We start from the raw sequence: 18,500 nt of genomic DNA on the forward strand, positions 1-18,500 counted from the left end.
TTTTAGAGCGATAAGCGGAAATAATAAACCTGAGTTAAAGTGAATGGAATCGGATATAAAAAGTGAGATAGTAGGAATTTTCACTAAATATAAACATTCAAAGGATATTGAATTTGTCGAAGAAAATTTTTTAGATTTCTTAATCGCTAATCCAAGCGACAAAGGTGCATTCAGGAATAGCTTTAAAGGCTTAAGAAAATACAATCATTTTATAGATGAGGTTCAACTTAAGTTTGGAATCTGTTTTTCTATAAAAGATAGAGAAACAAACTTCTCTTTAGAAAACTTTACCTTAAGAGTAATTCAATTAATGAATTCGAAACGCTCTTCTCTCAAATCTCTTCGAAATCAAATGAAACAGCCTTTTGAGCTGAACGTATTTTTAATAATAAACTTAATAGGAATATCAATAATTGCAGTGCTGTGGGGGAATAAAGTCATAGCAACAGTTGTAGTCTTTTTACTAATTGCTATTAACTTAAAACTTGCTCACTTTTATCATAAAGAGTATTCCTATCAAAAAAGACTGAAAAGTCGAATCTTAAACGGCTGAGAATGGCACATTTGAGACATTCGGCTCCTGGTGAAGATTCCCCGTAGTATCAGGGAGTGACTCAAGGTTTTTTGCTTTTTGCTCGGAACAGCGTGTGCTCGGAGCTGATAACATCAGCGTGCTCGGAGTGGCATTTTCTGCCACGTACTCGGAGTATCGTTTACGGTACGTACTGAGGGAGTTTTAACTCCCGTTCCCGCTAAAAATTCCCAGGCGTCGTCGCACTGACTATTTTACAGGTTTTCTTATAAGGATTACGGAAACGGTGCGGCTGGTTATTATCGAAATAATAGCTGTCGTTTTTGTTGAGGATGTATACCTCATTACCTACGGTCAGCTCTATCTTACCTTCCACCACATAGCCGCCCTCTTCGGCGTCGTTTTGCAGCATGGTCGTGCCGGTATCAGAGTTTGGGGGATAGGTTTCTATCAGAAATGTCATTTGTCGACGCGGGAAGGCTTTGCCGACCAGGCTCATCAGGATATCACCGGTGCCGATTTCGACTAAATCTTCCGGTGAGTAAACGACTTGTTGGGTTTTTTCGGCATAAACATCTTCAGAAAAGAAATCGACCAGGGACACTGGAATGCCATTGAGTACTTTTTTCAGGGAACTAATCGATGGACTGACGCTATTTTTTTCAATCATAGAAATCGTGCTGTTGGTGACACCGGCACGTTTTGCCAGCTCCCGTTGTGACAAATTATTTTGCATTCGCACTTCTTTCAATCTTGCGCCAACGTCCATTCATATTCCTTTTCATGTGGTGAAATTAAAATGCAATCGCAGGCGATTAAATATACGCCAATAGCTTGAAGATTAATCATTTTCGACTGCCTGTAGTTAATATATCGGTGTAAAAAAAATAAAGCAATCGTGTTCAAGATTTAAGGCATTTTATCTCCTCCCGACCGTAAAATCGGCTAAGCACAGGTAACTGTCACTCACGTTGAGATTATCAGTCAACGAAGGCAATGCTGGTTACTTCGCATATCTGGTCGGAGAATAATAACTGAGTATTTTTTAGTCGAACTCAGTTAAATAGTTGGTTACTATATGTTTTATATAGTTTACGTAGCTGATTATTAAATTGAACACTTGGATAGGGTTATGGCGAAGTACAGCAATGGTGATGCTCACTCTTACTATCAACATAGTAAAAATATGGATATCCAGTTTCCGCGTCTGGAAACCTCTGTTGAGGTTGATGTCTGTATAATCGGTGGCGGCTTTACTGGTGTCGCCAGTGCCGTTGAGTTAAGTGAGCGCGGCTACTCGGTGGCCTTGCTGGAAGCTCATAGCATAGGCTGGGGGGCATCGGGTCGTAATGGCGGACAATTGATTCGTGGCATTGGCCATGAAGTTAGTAAGTTTCGATCGCAAATCGGTCAGTCAGGCGTCGAGTTAATCAACCAGCTTGGTGTTGAATCTTTGCAGGTGGTAAAGGATCGAATCAGGGACTATCAAATCGATTGTGATCTGACCCTGGGGTACTGTGATATTGCCAACCACCCGAAACATATTGAGTACTTACAGCAAAGCTTTGAGCGGCTGCAAACGAATGGCTATCCTCATTCCCTGGAGCTATTGGACCAACAGCAGGTACAGCAACGGGTAATCGGCTCGAAGACTGCACTGGCGGGGTTAGTGGATATGGGAAGTGGCCATTTACATCCGTTAAACCTTTGTCTTGGCGAAGCCCTTGCCGCCCAGCGGCTGGGCGCACAGATCTTTGAACATTCGCCGGTGACTCAGGTTACTCGGGGCCGTACCCATCGTATTTCCTCAGCCAAGGGCGAAGTTAATGCCCGGATCCTGATTTATGGAGGCAATGCCTATTTGCAGGATCTGGAGCTCCAGTTGACCGGTAAAGTATTACCGGCGGGAAGCTATATCATAGCCACCGAACCTCTTTCCCCATCGTTATGCAAACAACTGATGCCGGCAAATTTTGCCATTTGTGACCAGCGCGTAGATTTGGATTATTTTCGCATGTCTGCGGACAAGCGCTTGCTGTTTGGCGGCCTCTGTCATTATTCGGGTAAAGATCCACACGACATCAAGGCAGTGCTACAACCTAAGATGCTCAAGGTGTTCCCCCAACTGGCCAATGCCAAAATCGATTTCCAGTGGGGTGGGATGATCGGAATTGGCGCCAATCGATTGCCGCAAATTGGCCGCTTAGCAAAGAATGTCTATTACGCCCAGGCATATTCCGGACATGGCCTGAATGTAACCCACATGGCCGCAAAACTTATCGCCGAGCATATTCATGGTGAAACCGAACGTGTTGAGGTATTTGAACAGGTTAAACATCTCCGGTTTCCTGGCGGTAGGTACCTACGCTCGCCACTACTGGCGCTAGGTATGATGTATCACAAAATGTTTGGCTGATTGCTAACAGGATCACCCAAGCGAACCCACCAATAATTAGGTGTTAATATGAAAAAACTAATAATAATCCATTTAATATGTGCACTTGTAGCGGGTTGTAGCAATGGCCGTAATGAGCAATCGGCAACCAAAATCGCCGACCGGGTATTTATCGGTGATTATATTTATACGGTCGATGAAAACCGACCCTGGGCTCAGGCATTGGCGATTAAAGATGACAAGATTATTTATGTTGGTGATCGCCAGTCGGTGACTGATTATATTGGTGAATCAACTCAGGTTGATACCCTTGGTAAGCAGATGTTGCTGCCCGGATTTATCGACTCCCACGCCCATCCTGTTATGGGAGGTGCCTATATTCGCAGCCTGGCACTGGACACCTTTGCCACCCCGGAGCACTGGTATCAGCAGATTGCCGATTATGCCAAACAGCATGACAATGATGAGATCCTGTTCGGGTTCGGATTTTTAGCCAGTGCATTCGGGCCTCAAGGCCCAGATAAAAGGCGTCTTGATGAAATTGTTGCCGACAAACCCGTATTTATCTTTGACGAAGGCTTTCATGGCGCCTGGGTAAATTCCAAAGCCCTGGAGTTGCTGGCGGTTAATGCCAACACCCCTGATCCGGTGCCCGGTTTTAGTTATTACAAGCGCGACGAAAACCATCAACCAACCGGATATTTATTGGAAGGTACGGCAACCGATGCCGTTTCAAGGCTCGGGATCCTGACCCGGGATCGAGTTGCAGCCGGCACGGCTGATGTTATCTCAGTGATGAATCAATTTGGCATTACTTCCGTATTCGATGCCGGCGCACTGGATGTTGATAGGGTGCAGCTTGACGTCTTAGAGTTGCTGGCGCAAAACCAACAACTCACCGTTCGCTATGTCGGCTCGCACATGATTAAGTCGCAACAGGGGTTTGCCGATGGCGTTAAGCAAGCGATTGAAAAGCGACGTATTGCTTCTGGTGACGGCTATCAAATTAACATGCTAAAAATCATGAACGATGGCACGATAGAAGGGAAAACGGCAGCAATGCATACGGATTATCAACAGGAGGTTGGCAATCGTGGCGAGACCGTTTTTGACGAGCAGCAAATGACTCAGATACTTTCACAGGCTACGGCTGCTGATATGGACGTGCATATCCACGCCCTTGGCGAGCGAGCCATCAGTGAAGCGCTTAATGCGATTGAAGCGGTGAAGCGCGACTATCCATCGCACAGCAACCGTTTTACCTTATGCCACATTCAGGTTATGACGGATGCAGATGTGCAACGATTCGCCGAATTAGGTGTGATTGCCCAGAGTACGCCTTTGTGGGCTTCCTATGATGAGTATGGTAAAGCCTTTGTCAATGATGATCAGTTTCAGCGATATTTTCGCTTTAACAGCTTAAATGAAGCCGGGGTTACGCTATCGTTTGGTAGTGACTTTCCTGCCAGTGGCGCTGGAATCCTTGGTATGTCACCGGTGTTTAATATGGAAATCGGTCACACCCGGCAAAACCCCGGAGAACCGCAGGCGCCGATTCAACCCGGTGAAAATGAACGTCTCGATATTGCCAGCTTAATTGAAGGTTATACGCTCGGGGCGGCGCATCAGTTGCGGATGGAATCGCAAATAGGTTCATTAGAGGTTGGCAAAATGGCCGATTTGGTCATTCTGCAAAACAACTTGTTTGACGTTGAACCGTATGACATCCATCAGGTTGAGGTGGTCGAGACGATTCTGGCCGGGAAGGCGGTCTATGTTTCCGACGAGGCATTCGTGGAGTAAACGCCTGTACATCGCTAACCCCGTTTAACGGGGTTAGCGGGCATAATCAGAAGGTTTACAGTACTACTTGGTAGTAACCTCTGGTTCTTGTTGTGCAGTTTCCGCCTGCCATTCGAAGACATTGAGTTCAATTAAAAAGAACGCAACCAACCATAAAAAGGCATCCCAAAAGTCAATGAAGTCGCCTTCAAAACCCCAGAATATTGCCGCAGCGAGCAGGACCAGATATACCGCACCTTTGATCACATGGCTGTACCGAGACCAGAAATTATTGTGAATATGCCCAAGTTGAATACGAACGTCTAATTCGAGCATCAGCACGACAAATAACCAGGCACCGGCATTGATGACATCAACCCAGGCCAGGCCTTTGGTGGCGAATAGATCGTCGCGATTGCTGAGCACGGAAATTTCCGGATGGCTGAACATGCCTCCGGTGCTGGCCAGGCCCTGGCAATTTTGCTGAGTGATCTGCACGTATTCATTGAGAGAGCTCATGTATTGCCACTTTCCATCTAAATTACACAGATCGGAAATTGCGGTCGGAGCGAATCCACTTAGCAGACCGAGCTTAGTGCAATAACCATAGAAGGCATACAGGATGAACAAATAACAGAATACGCGTACACCGTGCAAAGACCATCGGGTTGCCCCATGGATCTTCTCATCTTCGAGAACATAGGTTTCCAGTTCAAACAGCAGCAGCAAAATGACCCAGGCTGCGGTATCAATGGTCGATGAAAAGGCTTCAATAATTGACGTTAAGCTGAAACCATTAACAAAAATCACTTCACTTGCCAGGGATTCTTCCTGAAAAAACAGCAGGATGTTGTAAGCCAGCAACCCGTATATCAGGTATTTAAACGCCTGGTATCCCCAGGAGTGAAAATGTTTAACCAAGGCTTTTGTCATGTCGGGTTTCCAAAAATGTTCCGCTGCCATAGATGCGTTTCCTTGTTTTTATTGTTTTTGGAAAGGTACAAATCACAGTGTTGGATGCAGCAATTATCGTGATTAACTTATACCATAAAATTGCGCCGTGTCATCCAAGGTTTTTTTCGCTTTTGTAATTAGTTCATCGATTTCTGATTTGCTGATCACCAGGGGAGGGGAAATGATCATGGTATCGCCACAAGGCCGCATAATCAGGCCGTTGGCGATGGCAAAGTCGCGACACACGCCGCCTGCTTTACAATCTGGTTCGAGGCGTTCATTGCTGGCTTTATCTTTCACCAGTTCAACGGCGGCAACCATACCCAGTCCGCGGGCCTCACCGACGATAGGGTGCGACGCTAATTCCTGCCAGCGTTTTTGCAAATAGGGGGATATTTCGTCTTTAACCTTAGCGACAATACCTTCCTGTTCTAGGATCTCAATATTCTTCAGCGCCACCGCTGCTGCTACCGGATGGCCGGAATAGGTAAAGCCGTGATTAAAATCACCACCTTCGTCAATCAATACCTGTGCCACTTTATCGGAAACAATAACCCCTCCGATTGGTAGGTAGCCGGAGGACATGCCTTTGGCAATGGTGATTAAATCAGGTTTCAGGTCAAAATACTGACTGGCAAACCACTCGCCGGTACGACCAAAACCCGCAATCACTTCATCAAGAATGAAAAGGATGTCATATTTGGCGAGGATCTTTTTGATTTCTGTCCAGTACGTCGGTGGTGGAATAATAACGCCGCCAGCTCCCTGAAAAGGCTCGGCAATAAATGCCGCGACATTATCTTCGCCAATTTCCAGAATTTTTTGCTCGAGCGAGCACGCGGCTTTGATACCAAAATCGTCTGGCGACATGTCCTGGCCTTCGCCAAACCAATAAGGCTGGTCGACGTGGACGATACCTGAGATCGGCAGGTCGCCCTGCTTGTGCATGTAGTCCATACCACCTAGGCTTGCCGCCGCAACCGTTGAACCATGATAAGCATTGTGGCGACTGATGAAGGTTTTTTTATTCGGTTTACCTTTTAAGTCCCAGTAGCGACGCACCATGCGAAAGTTGGTGTCATTGGCTTCCGACCCGGAACCGGTAAAAAACACCCGGTTCATATGCGCGGGCGCTAATTCGGCGATCTTGGCGGCGAGTTTTGTCGCCGGAGTCGTAGTGGATTGAAAAAACAGGTTGTAATAGGGGAGTTCGGTCATTTGCTGGTGGGCGACTTCGGCAAGCTCTTCCCGTCCATAACCCAGATTGACACACCATAGCCCTGCCATGGCATCGAGGAATTTGTTGCCCTCGATATCATATAAATATACGCCTTCAGCGCGTTTAATGACGCGTGGACCTGATTCAGCCAATGCTTTATTGTCGCTAAATGGTTGCAAATGATGCGCACTGTTTAATTGTTGTAATTCGGATTGCATGGCGATTCTCGTTTTAAACTATGTTCAACAGATATTGACGCTCCCAGCTGGAGACGACATTTTTATAATTTTCGTAATCGGTTTTCCGAGTCTCAATAAACGCCTGAACAAAACGTTCGCCCAGGTACTCGTTGATTTTGACACTGGCAGCCATTCTTGACAGGGCTGCGTCAAAATTCAAAGGTAACTGTTTGGAACGGGTTTTGTTGCATTTATGCAATGACGGTTTGGACGGGGTGATTTGTTCCATCATGCCCAAATAACCACAAAGCATACTGGCGGCAATTGCCAGGTAAGGATTAGAGTCAGCACCTGGCAAGCGATTTTCAATTCGCCGTGCCTGAACCGGTGATTCCGGTACGCGCAGACCAACGGTTCGGTTTTCCAGGCCCCATTGCAAATTTACTGGTGCAGCAATGCCAGCGACGAAACGTTTATAGGAATTTACGTTCGGCGCAAAGATCGCCATCACTTCCGGGATATAGGTTTGCAGGCCACCAATGAAGTAGTGGAAAAGCTCGGTATCACCATCGTCATTGGCAAAAATATTTTTGCCAGTGTTGGCATCAAGGATACTTTGGTGAATGTGCATTGCACTGCCGGGTTGGCCACTGATCGGTTTGGCCATGAAGGTTGCTGTAAAGCCATGCTTTTTAGCCGCCTCCCTGACCATACGCTTAAACACAAAAACCTGATCGGCCATGGTGAGAGGGTCACCATGAACCAGGTTAAATTCAAACTGGGCGCGACCTTCTTCGTGAACGACCGCATCCAGGCGCAACTGCATTTCATCTGCCCACAGGTAGACATCGTCGATAAACGGCGCAAATTCATCCGTTGCTTCAATACCAAATGACTGGCGCCCACATTCACGATATCCGGAACGACCTTTAGGTGGTTGCAGGGGAATATTCGGATCGGTGCAGGTTTGCGTCAGGTATAGCTCCATTTCCGGAGCAACAATCGGCTGCCAACCCTGTTGTTCATAAAGAGCGATAACTTTTTTCAGGATATTACGCGGTGATAAATCGAATTCATGGCCAAGATGCGAATAGCAATCGTGAATAATCATCGCCGTTGGTTTTTGCGCCCAGGGTAACAGGTAGCAACCTTCGTCCACCGGCTTTAAAATCATGTCCATATCGCGCTCGTCAATCAGCGAAAACAGGATATCGTCTTCGATTAACTGACCGGAGCCAGCCATAAGCATAGACCCTTCTGCCAGTTTGACTTTGGCACCATCGATAAAGGTTGAAGTCGGTACAATTTTGCCGCGGGCAACTCCTGTCTGGTCGCTGGTAAGGCACTGTACTTCTTCAATATTGTGTTCGGTTAACCACTGCTTAATATTATCCATGATGATTTTTTACCTGTTGTCGAGATAAGCAAGCCTGACCAAATGCGGCAAACAGCTTGCGACTATATAGATTGTTTTCGAATTGCCATTCCGGGTGCCACTGTACTGCTAAGGCGAAGGCTTTAGCGTCACTGACAGAGAAAGCTTCAATCAGCCCATCTTCGGCGGTTGCTTCAATGGACAAAGACGGGGCGAGACGTTGCACTCCCTGAGTGTGCAGGGAGTTTACCTGGATGCAGGATTCAGCAAACAGTGATTGTAATACGCCGCCGCTGGCAATATTGATAGGATGGGCGAGATCATATTGTTGCTCGAGACTGACATTTTTGTCCTCCCGGTGTTCAATATATTCTCCAGTTTCATGCAGCTTTTGATGCAGGCTGCCGCCTAATGCCACATTCATTTCCTGAAAGCCCCGACAGATACCAAAAATGGGAACTTGATTTTCTATTGCCAACTTAATGAGTGGCAAAGTGGTATTGTCTCGATTTGGGTCGAGTTTGGTATCGGCGTCTGGTGTATTTCCCTGATAATGACTCGGATGTACCATAGAGTAGCCACCCGTTAATAATATGCCATCGAGGGATTTAATAAGCTGCTCTAATGCCTGTTCGTTTGCAAGAGCAGGGATCAGAACCGGGATGCAGTTGCTACCTTCGATAACGGCATGAATATACTTATGGCCGGCCACATGAAATGGATGCGGGCCAATAATTTCCATATCACATACCACGCCCACCAAAGGTCGGCTATGAGATGGTTCAACTGTCATATTCATAAGATGTCGATTAGGGTTTTGTGTTCGATTTATTACACACTAACACAGTATTTTAGCGTTAGTCGAGACGCTTTGTTTAAAAAATAAAACAAAATTGTCGATTTTTTACTTCGCCCGCTTAAGGGAATTATGCTCAGCATTGAAGTGAGTTGTGGTACGGGTAAGGAATGAATTGGACAGGAAGAATAAGCTAGCCGGCAATCGTCAGACCGCCGGCTGATATCATTGGGAGAATGATAGTTAGAAAGATTTACCGATGCTGAATACTAAAGACTCATCTCCTTCGCCGGTTTCTACATCCAGTTCATCAGAATTGGCTATTAAGGCAACGCCAAGATCTAAGCCTGCGAACTCAGTGCCATATCCGACTTCCAGGTAATCACCATCAAAATCCTTGCCCCAGGCACCGTAGGTTGCATAAAACCCTTCATGCTCCACCGTTAGCGACAGGAAATCGTAATCGGATTCCGGGATTCCCAGGCCCGCATCGTCTTCATGAGTACCTACGTTATAAGTGGCGGAAAAGAAACCGAAACTAAAACCGAGATTAATTTCATTGTAAGCTGAGTCAAAGTCACCGGTGTACTGATAACTGGTAACACCGGCGCTAAAACCTAAGCCACCGTCTGTTTCAAAGCCATAGCCACCATAAAAATCAATTTCCAGGCCATCCTGAACGTCTGCCGCCCAGGTACCGACATAAAACCCGCCATTTTCATAATCAGCTCCTGCACTTGCTGAGGCCGTAAAAGTTTGCGCGATACCGCGGAAGAAATACTGTGATACCACTCCGGCATTGGCACTGAATTCCGCTGAAGCAGACGTTGATACACTCATCATGCAGGCCGCTGCAACAGCTAGCGCAGTTTTGCTCATTGTTTTCATTTTATGTTCCTTAGTTTAATTGAGACTAAATTGTTGTTTCTTATTGTTATTAACCAGAGGTTTCTGTTTTGACTTCAACAATTGTGCCAATTCGAATAATTAATCTAATTCCGGACTGAAGACCCCGCTTTAGCGGGGCTGTAGAAAAGATGTAAAACATCGGTTGGGGAAATGTAAGAAAATACCGGAAATAACAATTGCACTAAATTTGAGCAGTTTTTTCTTTGTTGGTGCAGGCCTTTGGCTTTTCATTAACCATGCTTTTGGGTAAAGTAGCGCATGGATAAAAAGGGGGGATGTATGGCAGATTATTGGATTGCGCCATCGATATTATCGGCGGACTTTGCAAGGCTTGGTGAAGAAGTGAGTAATGTGCTCGATGCCGGCGCCGATGTGGTTCATTTCGATGTGATGGATAACCATTTTGTTCCGAATCTGACTGTTGGACCTATGGTTTGTAAGTCGTTGCGGGAATATGGCATTGATGCAGTGATCGATGTGCATTTAATGATAGAGCCGGTTGACCAGTTAATTCCTCCTTTTGCGAACGCTGGCGCGGATATCATTACCTTCCATCCAGAAGCCAGTGATGATGTTGCCAGAACCCTGGCGCTGATCAAGCAACAAGGTTGCAAAGCTGGCCTGGTATTAAATCCAGAAACGCCATTAGACGTTGCTTTACCCCATATCGAAGAGCTGGATGTACTTTTGTTAATGTCGGTGAATCCGGGTTTTGGTGGACAATCCTTTATCCCGCAAACGTTGACTAAAATTCGCCAGGCAAGGGCGTTGTTGGATGAAAAACAATTGCCAACACGTTTGCAAGTTGATGGCGGGATAAACCTGGATAATATTGCTGAGATCGCTCGCGCTGGTGCTGATATGTTTGTCGCCGGTTCAGCCATATTTGCCAGTGACGATTATCAAGCGACCTTGTCGCAGATGCGTGCACAATTAGCGCAGGCAGAATCAAAATAAATTTATTGAACAGCACAATCTGGTGCTTTAGAAAGGAAAATTATGTCAAAACCTGTTGTTTTAAGTGGCTGTCAGCCATCAGGTGAATTAACGATTGGTAACTACCTTGGTGCATTACGCCAATGGGTGGCGATGCAGGAAGACCATCAGTGTTTTTATTCGTTGGTAGACCTTCACGCCATTACCGTGCGCCAGGACCCTAAAGCACTGCGCAATGCCTGCCTGGATGGCCTGGCACTGTACCTTGCCTGTGGAGTCGATCATCAAAAGAGTACGATTTTCGTACAGTCGCATGTTCCGGAACATTCACAGTTAGCCTGGGTGTTAAACTGTTATACACAAATGGGTGAATTAAACCGAATGACCCAGTACAAGGACAAGTCGCAAAAAGCGGAAGCGAATATGAATGCGGGCTTGTTCACTTATCCGGTATTAATGGCTGCGGATATTCTTCTCTATCAGGCTGAGCGGGTGCCGGTAGGTGATGATCAAAAACAACATCTGGAATTGGCGCGCGACATCGCAAACCGTTTCAATAACATTTATGGTGACACGTTCACCGTACCTGACCCGTATATTCCAGAGTTTGGTGCTCGGGTCATGAGCCTGCAAGAACCCACCAAAAAAATGTCCAAATCGGACACTAACCCGGGTAACTTCATTGGCCTGTTGGAAGATCCTAAAAAAATCACTAAGAAAATTAAACGTGCTGTAACTGATTCCGACGAGCAGGCTCGCATTTATTTTGATATTCAGGAAAAACCCGGTGTCTCTAACCTGTTGTCATTATTATCCTGCGCGACGGGTAAAACGGTGGAGCAGTTAGTCCCTGAATATGAAGATAAAATGTATGGCCATTTAAAAGGCGATGTCGCCGAAGCGGTGGTAGCGATGCTGACGCCTATTCAGGAAAGATTCCAGCAATATCGACAGGATCAGGCGTTTCTTGATGAGGTGATGAAAACGGGTGCGGAAAAAGCATCGGCGCAGGCTTCCGGTGTACTAAGCAAGGTATATGACGCGGTAGGCTTTATCGCTCGCCCTTAACCGACCAATGCAAAAACCTTAAAGCCACCTGCTGAACACAGGTGGCTGCACAAATTCCATCGATACCATGGCAGTTTTACTGCGTTTTTTTCTTCGCAGCTTGCCGTGCAGTAGTGAATAATTCACTGCTGTTTTCTACAAACTGCCCACTACTCTCCCCGGTTACCAGCAAAAAGCCTGGTGTCATAATCTGTGAATTGTATTGCGGGAACGGATTAAATTCTGGCTTGTTGCCCGCATCAATCAATAATACGGCGCCATAAATCAAGGCAGTTAAGCCTCCGGCAAATTTCAGTCTGCGTTTTGGCTCCTGATGCAGGGCGATATAAAAGTTAAACCAGAACAGACAGAATGTAATGGCAATACCCAATGCCGCAGTTATCCATTCAACAGATATAGCGCTGGACGTATTAAAGCCGAGGATGGCTTCGCTGAAATCGGCGATCCAGAACAAGCTGATAATGATAAAGGTGACCCCAATCTGATTTCTGAGCCTTGCTTCGTGTTTGTTGATAAAGGCAATAAATGCACAAACCAGAGGCCAGATAAAAACCACCAGAGAGGTCAATAGCGCGTCGGTAAAGACTTTCGAATAAGAAATTTCCCGGATGTCTGTATTGAGATAGGCAAACAGCGCATTGATTAGCGTAAATGCGGTAATGACGGTTAAAATTACCCACCACTGGGCGCTAAATTCAACGAAATGCTCCATCTTAGAGAATTTAACGCTGTCGGCTACCGGGTGATCCGGCAACAGAAACCGCAATTGGCTTTTACCTACACGAATCACATCACCAGACTTCAACACCTGCTCAACGTCCATGCGTTTGCCGGAGCCATTAATGCTGCCATTTAAAGTCTGCATATCTTTGACAAACCATAGCTGTTGCTCGTTATCAAAACGTAATTGCAAATGTTCTGCACAGACATGAGGATCAGAGAGAATCAAATCATTCTGATAGCCGCGGCCAATCTGTAAGGAGTCACCCTGGTACTTATGACGGCCGATCAACTTGTTACCACGACTGATTTCTTCAATGATTAGTTCCATCGACTGGCCTCCATAAAGCGTTGGGTGAAGGATTGTGCCAGGGATTCATTGACACCAGCGAGAGTGAAGTGGCTGACCAGTGCCTGATTACCCTTATCAACGGATGCGGCCAAAAACATGATATCGAATAGCCCCTGGTACTTCTTGTATGCCCGCACACACATAATTGACTTACTGGTCATCGAACTGTCCTGTGTTCGGGTAATGTCATGTTGGCATTCAAATTCGGTCACATCTTCTTTACCCGCCTGGTTATCGGCACCCGCCTGGGTGATAGATGATTTGTAATTCTGATAAAAGCGCCAGTCACTGATGTCCTCGCCCTCAAAGAAGTGAAACTCCATCGACACTTTGCCGGTGTTAAAGCTATCGGAAATGTAGACGCTTTCTTCCATTTGACACTGGGTAATGGCCTGGAACAGTAAATCGTCGGGGCGGTCGGTGTTGGAATTGCCCCAGCAGCGGATGAAATCGACTCCCATTTGCGGAATACTCGCTTTCGCGAATGTCTTACTTTGCCACGGGTTATCAAGAATGGTGGTGATCAGGCGACGTTGATTTTCATCGAGTTGCTCAGTGATTTGCTGGTTGATCGTTTTTTCCACCTGCACATCAAATTGATTGATTAACTGGGCAAGTTTTTCATGAGGAATTAAGAATCCTATCTGATTGCCTGATGTGGCCACATTTACACCGACCACTTCCCCGTAGGCATTGACAACCGGACCGCCACTCATACCGGGATTGACTGACCCGGTAAAATGAATTCGGTCATTAAAAGCTTCTTTTTTAAGTCCGTTGTATGTGCCTGGAACGACAATCATACCAAGGTCGTGAGGATTACCGAGTGAGTATAATTGCTCGCCCTTTTTCGGCGTTTGCTCGGCAACAATAAAATGCAGAGGTTGAGGATCATTTTCATGCAGGACAATCGCCAGGTCGTTAACAACGTCTACCGTTTGCAGGCTAAGCTGGCCGGTTTGTCCCTGATGATCTTCATATTCAATAATGTACTTTTCCGGGTGCTGGGCATATCCGGAAATCACATGATAATTGGTAGCGATATAGCCATTTTCACCAATTTGAAAGCCACTGCCTATACCTGATTTCTCACCGGTGGCTTGGTCGATAATGCGGATTTGATATAGGGCTGGCGCTAAATCCGCAAAAATTTGCTCTGCGTTTTCATTGGCCTGGCTAACGCCAGCAGCGATGAAAGCTAACAATAGAACGACGACTCGCATTCTTCTTCCTTTCTGACTGTTTCAGCTATTGTGCCATGCTTATTCAGGCCTGCAAAGTTGAGAATGTTGCACTAATTGACAAATATCTTTGCGGCCATGGAATCATTTCGATTATTGTCGGTCAAAGGTTGGTGAGGGGCAATGTAGCGCTATCCATTTCTACACTTAACTGCCTGAATAAAAACAATATGATTCAGCCAGTTTGAGAAATTATTTATTCACAAAGTGAAAATTTTACGGCATTATCTTGTTCCTCTAATGAACAATTTATTGTAATTTTGTGCAAAACGTTTTCTAAAAGTCCCCATAAAAATAATACCCAATGGAGTATTCATGAAATATACCCTGAGTTTTGGTTATATCAATATTATCAATGACAATATCGCAGAAGTTCTGGTGGACGAAGGCGTGGAAATGAGCCTGGAAATGTGCGAGGAGTATGATGAGTTTTTGCATAGCCACTTCCATGGACCTTATGCGGTGTTAGTGAACCGTATTCACAATTACAAAATGAGTTATGAAACTCGCCTGCATATTGCATCTCATCAGGACTTGGTTGCTATTGGCGTTGTTTCTTATAACAATCATGACAGTGATGAAGTCGCGAAATTGCTGCAGCAGCGTAAAATAGATAACCTTAACCTGAAAGAATTCCACGGCCTTGATATGGGCCGGGGCAAGGCCATTGCCTGGTTAGAGCGTGAGTTATCAACCGTTAACGCCAATACCAACAGCTAATTTACATATTCTTTTTGAAGATCGCGGATGGTGGATTAACAGCTCTGTCATTCGCGTTTTTTGTATCTGATTTTTGATTCATACAAGCAGTGATTTTTTAACTGAAAATCTTTTTTCTTTCTTATCAGGTTATGAAAAAAGAAAACCCAAGCTTCCTATCCCTTGATTTATCTCCCTTATGAATAATTGCTGATTTCTGTCTGTAAGTTATAACTTATTGTTTTATTTATCTTAGTTTAGTTTGTTCGTTTTTTGAGCTATTGTGGATTTACTTTGGCATGAACACGTTGTTTTCAAAGTTAGCCCCTCAAACAATAACAATTTAATAATTCATAGGAACAGTCGTCATGTTTAAAAAATTTACGATGTCAGCAATTGGTTTGTCGGTATTAACGGCAATAAGCACTACGGCACACGCGGAACGTGTGATAGTGCATGTAGATAATACCAACAAAGGCGTGGTCAAAGCGCTGGCCAAGCAACTTGGTGGTGACATTAAAGTCGACGGTAAAAACTTTATCGCCGCAGATTTTGCTGGTAAGGATGCATCTGAAATTCGCGGTTTAATGAATAATCCGCATGTAAAATTGGTAGAAGTGGATCAAAAGCGCAAGCTGTATGCCGCATACAATGATGATGCCGGTAATCCGGAAACACAGCAATTAACCCCATATGCAGTTTATCAGTCACAGGCTGATCAGGTGGCTTTCGATGCATCTGCTGGTATGAAGGTATGTGTAATCGATTCCGGTCTGGATATTGGCAATAATGATTTCAACTGGGCCGATATCACCGGTGATAATGACTCAGGCACGGGCAACTGGTTTGATGCCGGCGGTGCCCATGGTACTCATGTCGCCGGAACCGTTGGTGCGGCGGACAACAACTTTGGGGTTGTTGGTATGGCCCCGGGTGTACCCATGCATATCATCAAAGTATTCAATGAAGGTGGTTGGGGATACTCATCAGATTTAGCTCATGCAACGGATCTTTGTGCTCAGGCAGGCGCTAACATTATTAATATGAGTCTTGGTGGCGGCGGTACCAGTACTGCAGAATCGAACGCCTTTGAGAACTTTGTTGCCAACGGTGGTTTAGTCGTTGCAGCCGCTGGTAATGATGGTAATTCCGTTCGCTCCTATCCTGCTGGTTATCCTTCAGTAATGATGATTGGTGCGAATGATGCCGATAATAATATTGCTGATTTTTCTCAGTTCCCAAGCTGTGAGTCTGGTCGTGGCAAAAACGTAGTTACTGATGAAACTATCTGTGTTGAGGTAACCGCAGGTGGGGTTGATACGCTATCTACCTATCCGGCCGGTTCTGCGGCTGCCAGTAACGTATCACTTGATGGAAGTACATACAGTTCTGCTGGTATGGAAAACTTTGGTAGTGCATCAGGTGCGACTTACTTTATGGGCACAGCGGAAACAATCGATGCCGGTGCTGACGGCAAAGTTTGTTTAATTGACCGCGGAAACATCAGTTTTCATGACAAGACGAAGAACTGTGAGGACTCGGGTGGTATCGGTGCAATCGTTATCAACAATGAGCCTGGTATGTTATACGGAACCTTGGGTGAAACCAATGCCACAACGATTCCTGTTGTCGGTACGGCTCTGGAAGACCGGGATGCAATTCTGGCGGCAGCGAATGCTGATGTAGAGGTTTTTGCCACAGACTATGGTTATATGAGTGGTACATCCATGGCAACGCCTGCTGTTGCAGGCTTGGCTGCGTTGGTCTGGTCAAATCATCCTGAATGTAGCGGTGAAGAAATTCGTGCAGCATTGAAAGCAACGGCAGAAGATGCTGGTGCAGCAGGTAATGATGTTTACTTCGGTTATGGCATAGTTAAAGCCAAGGCTGCTTCTGATTACCTGCAAGCAAACGCATGTGGAGATACTGGTGGTCCTGGCGGCGGTGACATTACCCTGAGCGCTAATGGCTATAAGAGCCGTGGTCTTCAGGTTGTCGATTTGACCTGGCAAGGTACCGCTGCTGCCAATGTTGATGTGTACCGTGATAATTCAGTCATTTTCAGCGGTTCTGATACTGGAGCCTACACCGATAATATCGGTGTTAAAGGTGGCGGAAGCTACACTTACAAGGTTTGTGAGCAAGGTACAGCAACCTGTTCCGCCGATGTAAACGTAGTTTTCTAGAAAGAGATTTCTCGAAATACACCTGTACACATAAAGGAGCTTCGGCTCCTTTATTTTTAACTAGATGATGTGCCATTTTTTTATGAGATCTCAGATGCCGGAACATATACGCAACTATCTGTTAAATAGACCTTTTACTGAAATGCAATATCCATTTGGAGAAGGCGTTGAAGTCTACAAAGTAAAGGGAAAAATGTTTGCCACTCTTTCGCTAGGGAAACTGGGCAAGGGAGGAGGAGGTGATGATGCTTATTGGTGGATGAATCTCAAATGTGATCCAGACGAGGCAATAATGCTCCGTGATATTTTTAGGTCGATCATTCCCGGTTATCACATGAATAAAAGACTCTGGAATACCGTCATTCTTGATGGTTCGGTGCCCATTGGAGAAATTGAAAGAATGATAGATAGCTCTTTCGATTTGGTCGTAGCGAGTTTAAAAAAAGTGGACCGGCAGGCGGTCCGGCTTTATCTGGAAAAAGACTAGTCCGTTTCCTCTTCAAATATTTCTTCGATTTTCAGACTGAATAAACGTGCAGTTTTAAACGCCAGGGGCAAACTTGGATCAAACTTTCCTTTCTCAATCGCATTTATGGTCTGCCTTGACACTTCCAGTTGGTTTGCCAGATCGGCCTGAGTCCAGTTGCGTTCGGCGCGCAGTACTTTTAATTTGTTTTTCATGACAATCTTTTTAACCCGATAACCAATGAAATCATATAGGTAATGGCCATTATCATCATTAGATGAGATATTTCGGCGTCAGTCGCAATCACGTTGGCAATGTCTAAGTTGGAATAGGCAAAACCCAACACCATGCCTATACCTAACGTAATTCCCATCGACTGTAACTGCACTTTTTGCTGCATTTCATCCAGCCCCCTGAGGTGGATAACATTGGCGTAAATCATCCCGAAACCGAGTAGGACATTCAGACCAATGGCTAACATGCTGAATAGTTTATCTTCCTGCCAAAGCAATGCCGGGCCGAGCGTCGCCAGAGCCATGGTCAGTACCCAGGCCAAGGTCCATAGTGCCAGGTTTCGAGTACGCTTTTTATTACGGTTTTGCCAGCTAGAAGATGGTGTCGTGGCATTCATTTGTCTATCTCCTTTGTCATTAAGTAAATTAAGCTTGACTAATTTATGGGTCAATATGAT

The 18,500-nt window shown here is 45.5% G+C and carries 18 protein-coding genes; 8 read left to right on the forward strand and 10 right to left on the reverse strand.

The features are described from left to right. Window positions 1-43 precede the first annotated feature (43 nt). Window positions 44-553 carry a hypothetical protein gene (locus E8M12_RS04025; RefSeq protein ID WP_136734800.1) on the forward strand — a complete coding sequence of 170 codons (510 nt, stop codon included), beginning with the start codon at window positions 44-46 and terminating at the stop codon, window positions 551-553. Between the two features lie 199 nt (window positions 554-752). Here E8M12_RS04025 and E8M12_RS04030 read toward each other — a convergent pair whose 3' ends face one another. Next, window positions 753-1,301, reverse strand: coding sequence for a cupin domain-containing protein (locus tag E8M12_RS04030; RefSeq protein WP_136734801.1), 549 nt, complete (start codon window positions 1,299-1,301; stop codon window positions 753-755). A 363-nt stretch (window positions 1,302-1,664) separates the two neighbouring features. Here E8M12_RS04030 and E8M12_RS04035 point away from each other — a divergent pair, with 363 nt between their 5' ends. Together E8M12_RS04035 and E8M12_RS04040 are read left to right on the forward strand one after the other, a co-directional pair. After that, complete coding sequence (locus tag E8M12_RS04035; RefSeq protein WP_136734802.1) at window positions 1,665-2,948, forward strand: NAD(P)/FAD-dependent oxidoreductase; 1,284 nt, start codon at window positions 1,665-1,667, stop codon at window positions 2,946-2,948. A 48-nt stretch (window positions 2,949-2,996) separates the two neighbouring features. Further along, entirely contained in the window at window positions 2,997-4,730 is a 1,734-nt protein-coding gene (locus E8M12_RS04040) for an amidohydrolase (RefSeq protein WP_136734803.1), read from the forward strand. Between the two features lie 63 nt (window positions 4,731-4,793). On the opposite strand, the gene E8M12_RS04045 is transcribed toward E8M12_RS04040, so the two are convergent. From E8M12_RS04045 to E8M12_RS04065, 5 genes are all read right to left on the reverse strand, one after another. After that, window positions 4,794-5,642, reverse strand: a complete 849-nt coding sequence (locus E8M12_RS04045; RefSeq protein WP_136734804.1) for a hypothetical protein — start codon at window positions 5,640-5,642, stop codon at window positions 4,794-4,796. Between the two features lie 102 nt (window positions 5,643-5,744). After that, the gene (locus tag E8M12_RS04050) at window positions 5,745-7,100 is read right to left on the reverse strand and encodes an aspartate aminotransferase family protein (protein ID WP_136734805.1); all 1,356 of its coding nucleotides are present in this window, start codon (window positions 7,098-7,100) and stop codon (window positions 5,745-5,747) included. A 13-nt stretch (window positions 7,101-7,113) separates the two neighbouring features. Beyond that, a complete protein-coding gene (locus E8M12_RS04055) occupies window positions 7,114-8,457 on the reverse strand; it encodes a glutamine synthetase family protein (protein ID WP_136734806.1) in 1,344 nt (447 codons plus the stop codon). Beyond that, complete coding sequence (locus tag E8M12_RS04060) at window positions 8,450-9,235, reverse strand: gamma-glutamyl-gamma-aminobutyrate hydrolase family protein (protein WP_438363449.1); 786 nt, start codon at window positions 9,233-9,235, stop codon at window positions 8,450-8,452. Before E8M12_RS04060 ends, E8M12_RS04055 begins: the two co-directional genes overlap by 8 nt. Before the next feature lie 240 nt (window positions 9,236-9,475). Further along, on the reverse strand, window positions 9,476-10,120 hold the full coding sequence (locus E8M12_RS04065; RefSeq protein ID WP_136734807.1) for a TorF family putative porin: 645 nt from the start codon (window positions 10,118-10,120) through the stop codon (window positions 9,476-9,478). 300 nt (window positions 10,121-10,420) lie between these two features. Between E8M12_RS04065 and rpe the strand changes: the two genes are divergently transcribed. Beyond that, complete coding sequence (gene rpe / locus E8M12_RS04070) at window positions 10,421-11,098, forward strand: ribulose-phosphate 3-epimerase (protein ID WP_136734808.1); 678 nt, start codon at window positions 10,421-10,423, stop codon at window positions 11,096-11,098. 42 nt (window positions 11,099-11,140) lie between these two features. After that, on the forward strand, window positions 11,141-12,145 hold the full coding sequence (trpS, locus tag E8M12_RS04075; protein ID WP_136734809.1) for a tryptophan--tRNA ligase: 1,005 nt from the start codon (window positions 11,141-11,143) through the stop codon (window positions 12,143-12,145). 76 nt (window positions 12,146-12,221) lie between these two features. Here the strand turns inward: trpS and E8M12_RS04080 are convergent, their stop codons facing one another. Continuing rightward, window positions 12,222-13,196 carry an FHA domain-containing protein gene (locus tag E8M12_RS04080; RefSeq protein ID WP_136734810.1) on the reverse strand — a complete coding sequence of 325 codons (975 nt, stop codon included), beginning with the start codon at window positions 13,194-13,196 and terminating at the stop codon, window positions 12,222-12,224. Beyond that, entirely contained in the window at window positions 13,187-14,440 is a 1,254-nt protein-coding gene (locus E8M12_RS04085) for a S1 family peptidase (protein ID WP_136734811.1), read from the reverse strand. Before E8M12_RS04085 ends, E8M12_RS04080 begins: the two co-directional genes overlap by 10 nt. A 333-nt stretch (window positions 14,441-14,773) precedes the next feature. On the opposite strand from E8M12_RS04085, the gene E8M12_RS04090 reads away from it, so the two are divergent. The 3 genes from E8M12_RS04090 to E8M12_RS04100 all read left to right on the forward strand — a co-directional run bounded on the left by E8M12_RS04090 (window position 14,774) and on the right by E8M12_RS04100 (window position 17,830). Next, window positions 14,774-15,178 carry a hypothetical protein gene (locus E8M12_RS04090; protein WP_136734812.1) on the forward strand — a complete coding sequence of 135 codons (405 nt, stop codon included), beginning with the start codon at window positions 14,774-14,776 and terminating at the stop codon, window positions 15,176-15,178. A gap of 347 nt (window positions 15,179-15,525) precedes the next feature. Then, the gene (locus E8M12_RS04095) at window positions 15,526-17,343 is read left to right on the forward strand and encodes a S8 family serine peptidase (protein ID WP_136734813.1); all 1,818 of its coding nucleotides are present in this window, start codon (window positions 15,526-15,528) and stop codon (window positions 17,341-17,343) included. 94 nt (window positions 17,344-17,437) lie between these two features. After that, window positions 17,438-17,830, forward strand: a complete 393-nt coding sequence (locus E8M12_RS04100; RefSeq protein ID WP_136734814.1) for an MmcQ/YjbR family DNA-binding protein — start codon at window positions 17,438-17,440, stop codon at window positions 17,828-17,830. On the opposite strand, the gene E8M12_RS04105 is transcribed toward E8M12_RS04100, so the two are convergent. Beyond that, window positions 17,827-18,024, reverse strand: coding sequence for a helix-turn-helix transcriptional regulator (locus E8M12_RS04105; RefSeq protein ID WP_136734815.1), 198 nt, complete (start codon window positions 18,022-18,024; stop codon window positions 17,827-17,829). The genes E8M12_RS04100 and E8M12_RS04105 overlap by 4 nt on opposite strands. Continuing rightward, on the reverse strand, window positions 18,021-18,440 hold the full coding sequence (locus tag E8M12_RS04110; protein ID WP_136734816.1) for a hypothetical protein: 420 nt from the start codon (window positions 18,438-18,440) through the stop codon (window positions 18,021-18,023). The genes E8M12_RS04105 and E8M12_RS04110 overlap by 4 nt, the downstream gene beginning before the upstream one ends. Window positions 18,441-18,500: the final 60 nt, after the last annotated feature.

Source organism: Thalassotalea mangrovi, from assembly GCF_005116735.1.
GTDB classification, from domain to species: domain Bacteria; phylum Pseudomonadota; class Gammaproteobacteria; order Enterobacterales; family Alteromonadaceae; genus Thalassotalea_A; species Thalassotalea_A mangrovi.

Excerpts from the sequence above, each read along its gene's own strand:
- E8M12_RS04110 (WP_136734816.1), bottom strand. The coding sequence starts at position 18,440 with ATGAATGCCACGACACCATCTTCTAGCTGGCAAAACCGTAATAAAAAG.
- E8M12_RS04095 (WP_136734813.1), top strand. The coding sequence starts at position 15,526 with ATGTTTAAAAAATTTACGATGTCAGCAATTGGTTTGTCGGTATTAACG.
- E8M12_RS04055 (WP_136734806.1), bottom strand. The coding sequence starts at position 8,457 with ATGGATAATATTAAGCAGTGGTTAACCGAACACAATATTGAAGAAGTA.
- E8M12_RS04025 (WP_136734800.1), top strand. The coding sequence starts at position 44 with ATGGAATCGGATATAAAAAGTGAGATAGTAGGAATTTTCACTAAATAT.
- E8M12_RS04100 (WP_136734814.1), top strand. The coding sequence starts at position 17,438 with ATGCCGGAACATATACGCAACTATCTGTTAAATAGACCTTTTACTGAA.
- E8M12_RS04035 (WP_136734802.1), top strand. The coding sequence starts at position 1,665 with ATGGCGAAGTACAGCAATGGTGATGCTCACTCTTACTATCAACATAGT.
- E8M12_RS04105 (WP_136734815.1), bottom strand. The coding sequence starts at position 18,024 with ATGAAAAACAAATTAAAAGTACTGCGCGCCGAACGCAACTGGACTCAG.
- E8M12_RS04045 (WP_136734804.1), bottom strand. The coding sequence starts at position 5,642 with ATGACAAAAGCCTTGGTTAAACATTTTCACTCCTGGGGATACCAGGCG.
- rpe (WP_136734808.1), top strand. The coding sequence starts at position 10,421 with ATGGCAGATTATTGGATTGCGCCATCGATATTATCGGCGGACTTTGCA.
- E8M12_RS04090 (WP_136734812.1), top strand. The coding sequence starts at position 14,774 with ATGAAATATACCCTGAGTTTTGGTTATATCAATATTATCAATGACAAT.
- E8M12_RS04050 (WP_136734805.1), bottom strand. The coding sequence starts at position 7,100 with ATGCAATCCGAATTACAACAATTAAACAGTGCGCATCATTTGCAACCA.
- E8M12_RS04065 (WP_136734807.1), bottom strand. The coding sequence starts at position 10,120 with ATGAAAACAATGAGCAAAACTGCGCTAGCTGTTGCAGCGGCCTGCATG.
- E8M12_RS04030 (WP_136734801.1), bottom strand. The coding sequence starts at position 1,301 with ATGGACGTTGGCGCAAGATTGAAAGAAGTGCGAATGCAAAATAATTTG.
- E8M12_RS04080 (WP_136734810.1), bottom strand. The coding sequence starts at position 13,196 with ATGGAACTAATCATTGAAGAAATCAGTCGTGGTAACAAGTTGATCGGC.
- E8M12_RS04060 (WP_438363449.1), bottom strand. The coding sequence starts at position 9,235 with ATGAATATGACAGTTGAACCATCTCATAGCCGACCTTTGGTGGGCGTG.
- trpS (WP_136734809.1), top strand. The coding sequence starts at position 11,141 with ATGTCAAAACCTGTTGTTTTAAGTGGCTGTCAGCCATCAGGTGAATTA.
- E8M12_RS04040 (WP_136734803.1), top strand. The coding sequence starts at position 2,997 with ATGAAAAAACTAATAATAATCCATTTAATATGTGCACTTGTAGCGGGT.
- E8M12_RS04085 (WP_136734811.1), bottom strand. The coding sequence starts at position 14,440 with ATGCGAGTCGTCGTTCTATTGTTAGCTTTCATCGCTGCTGGCGTTAGC.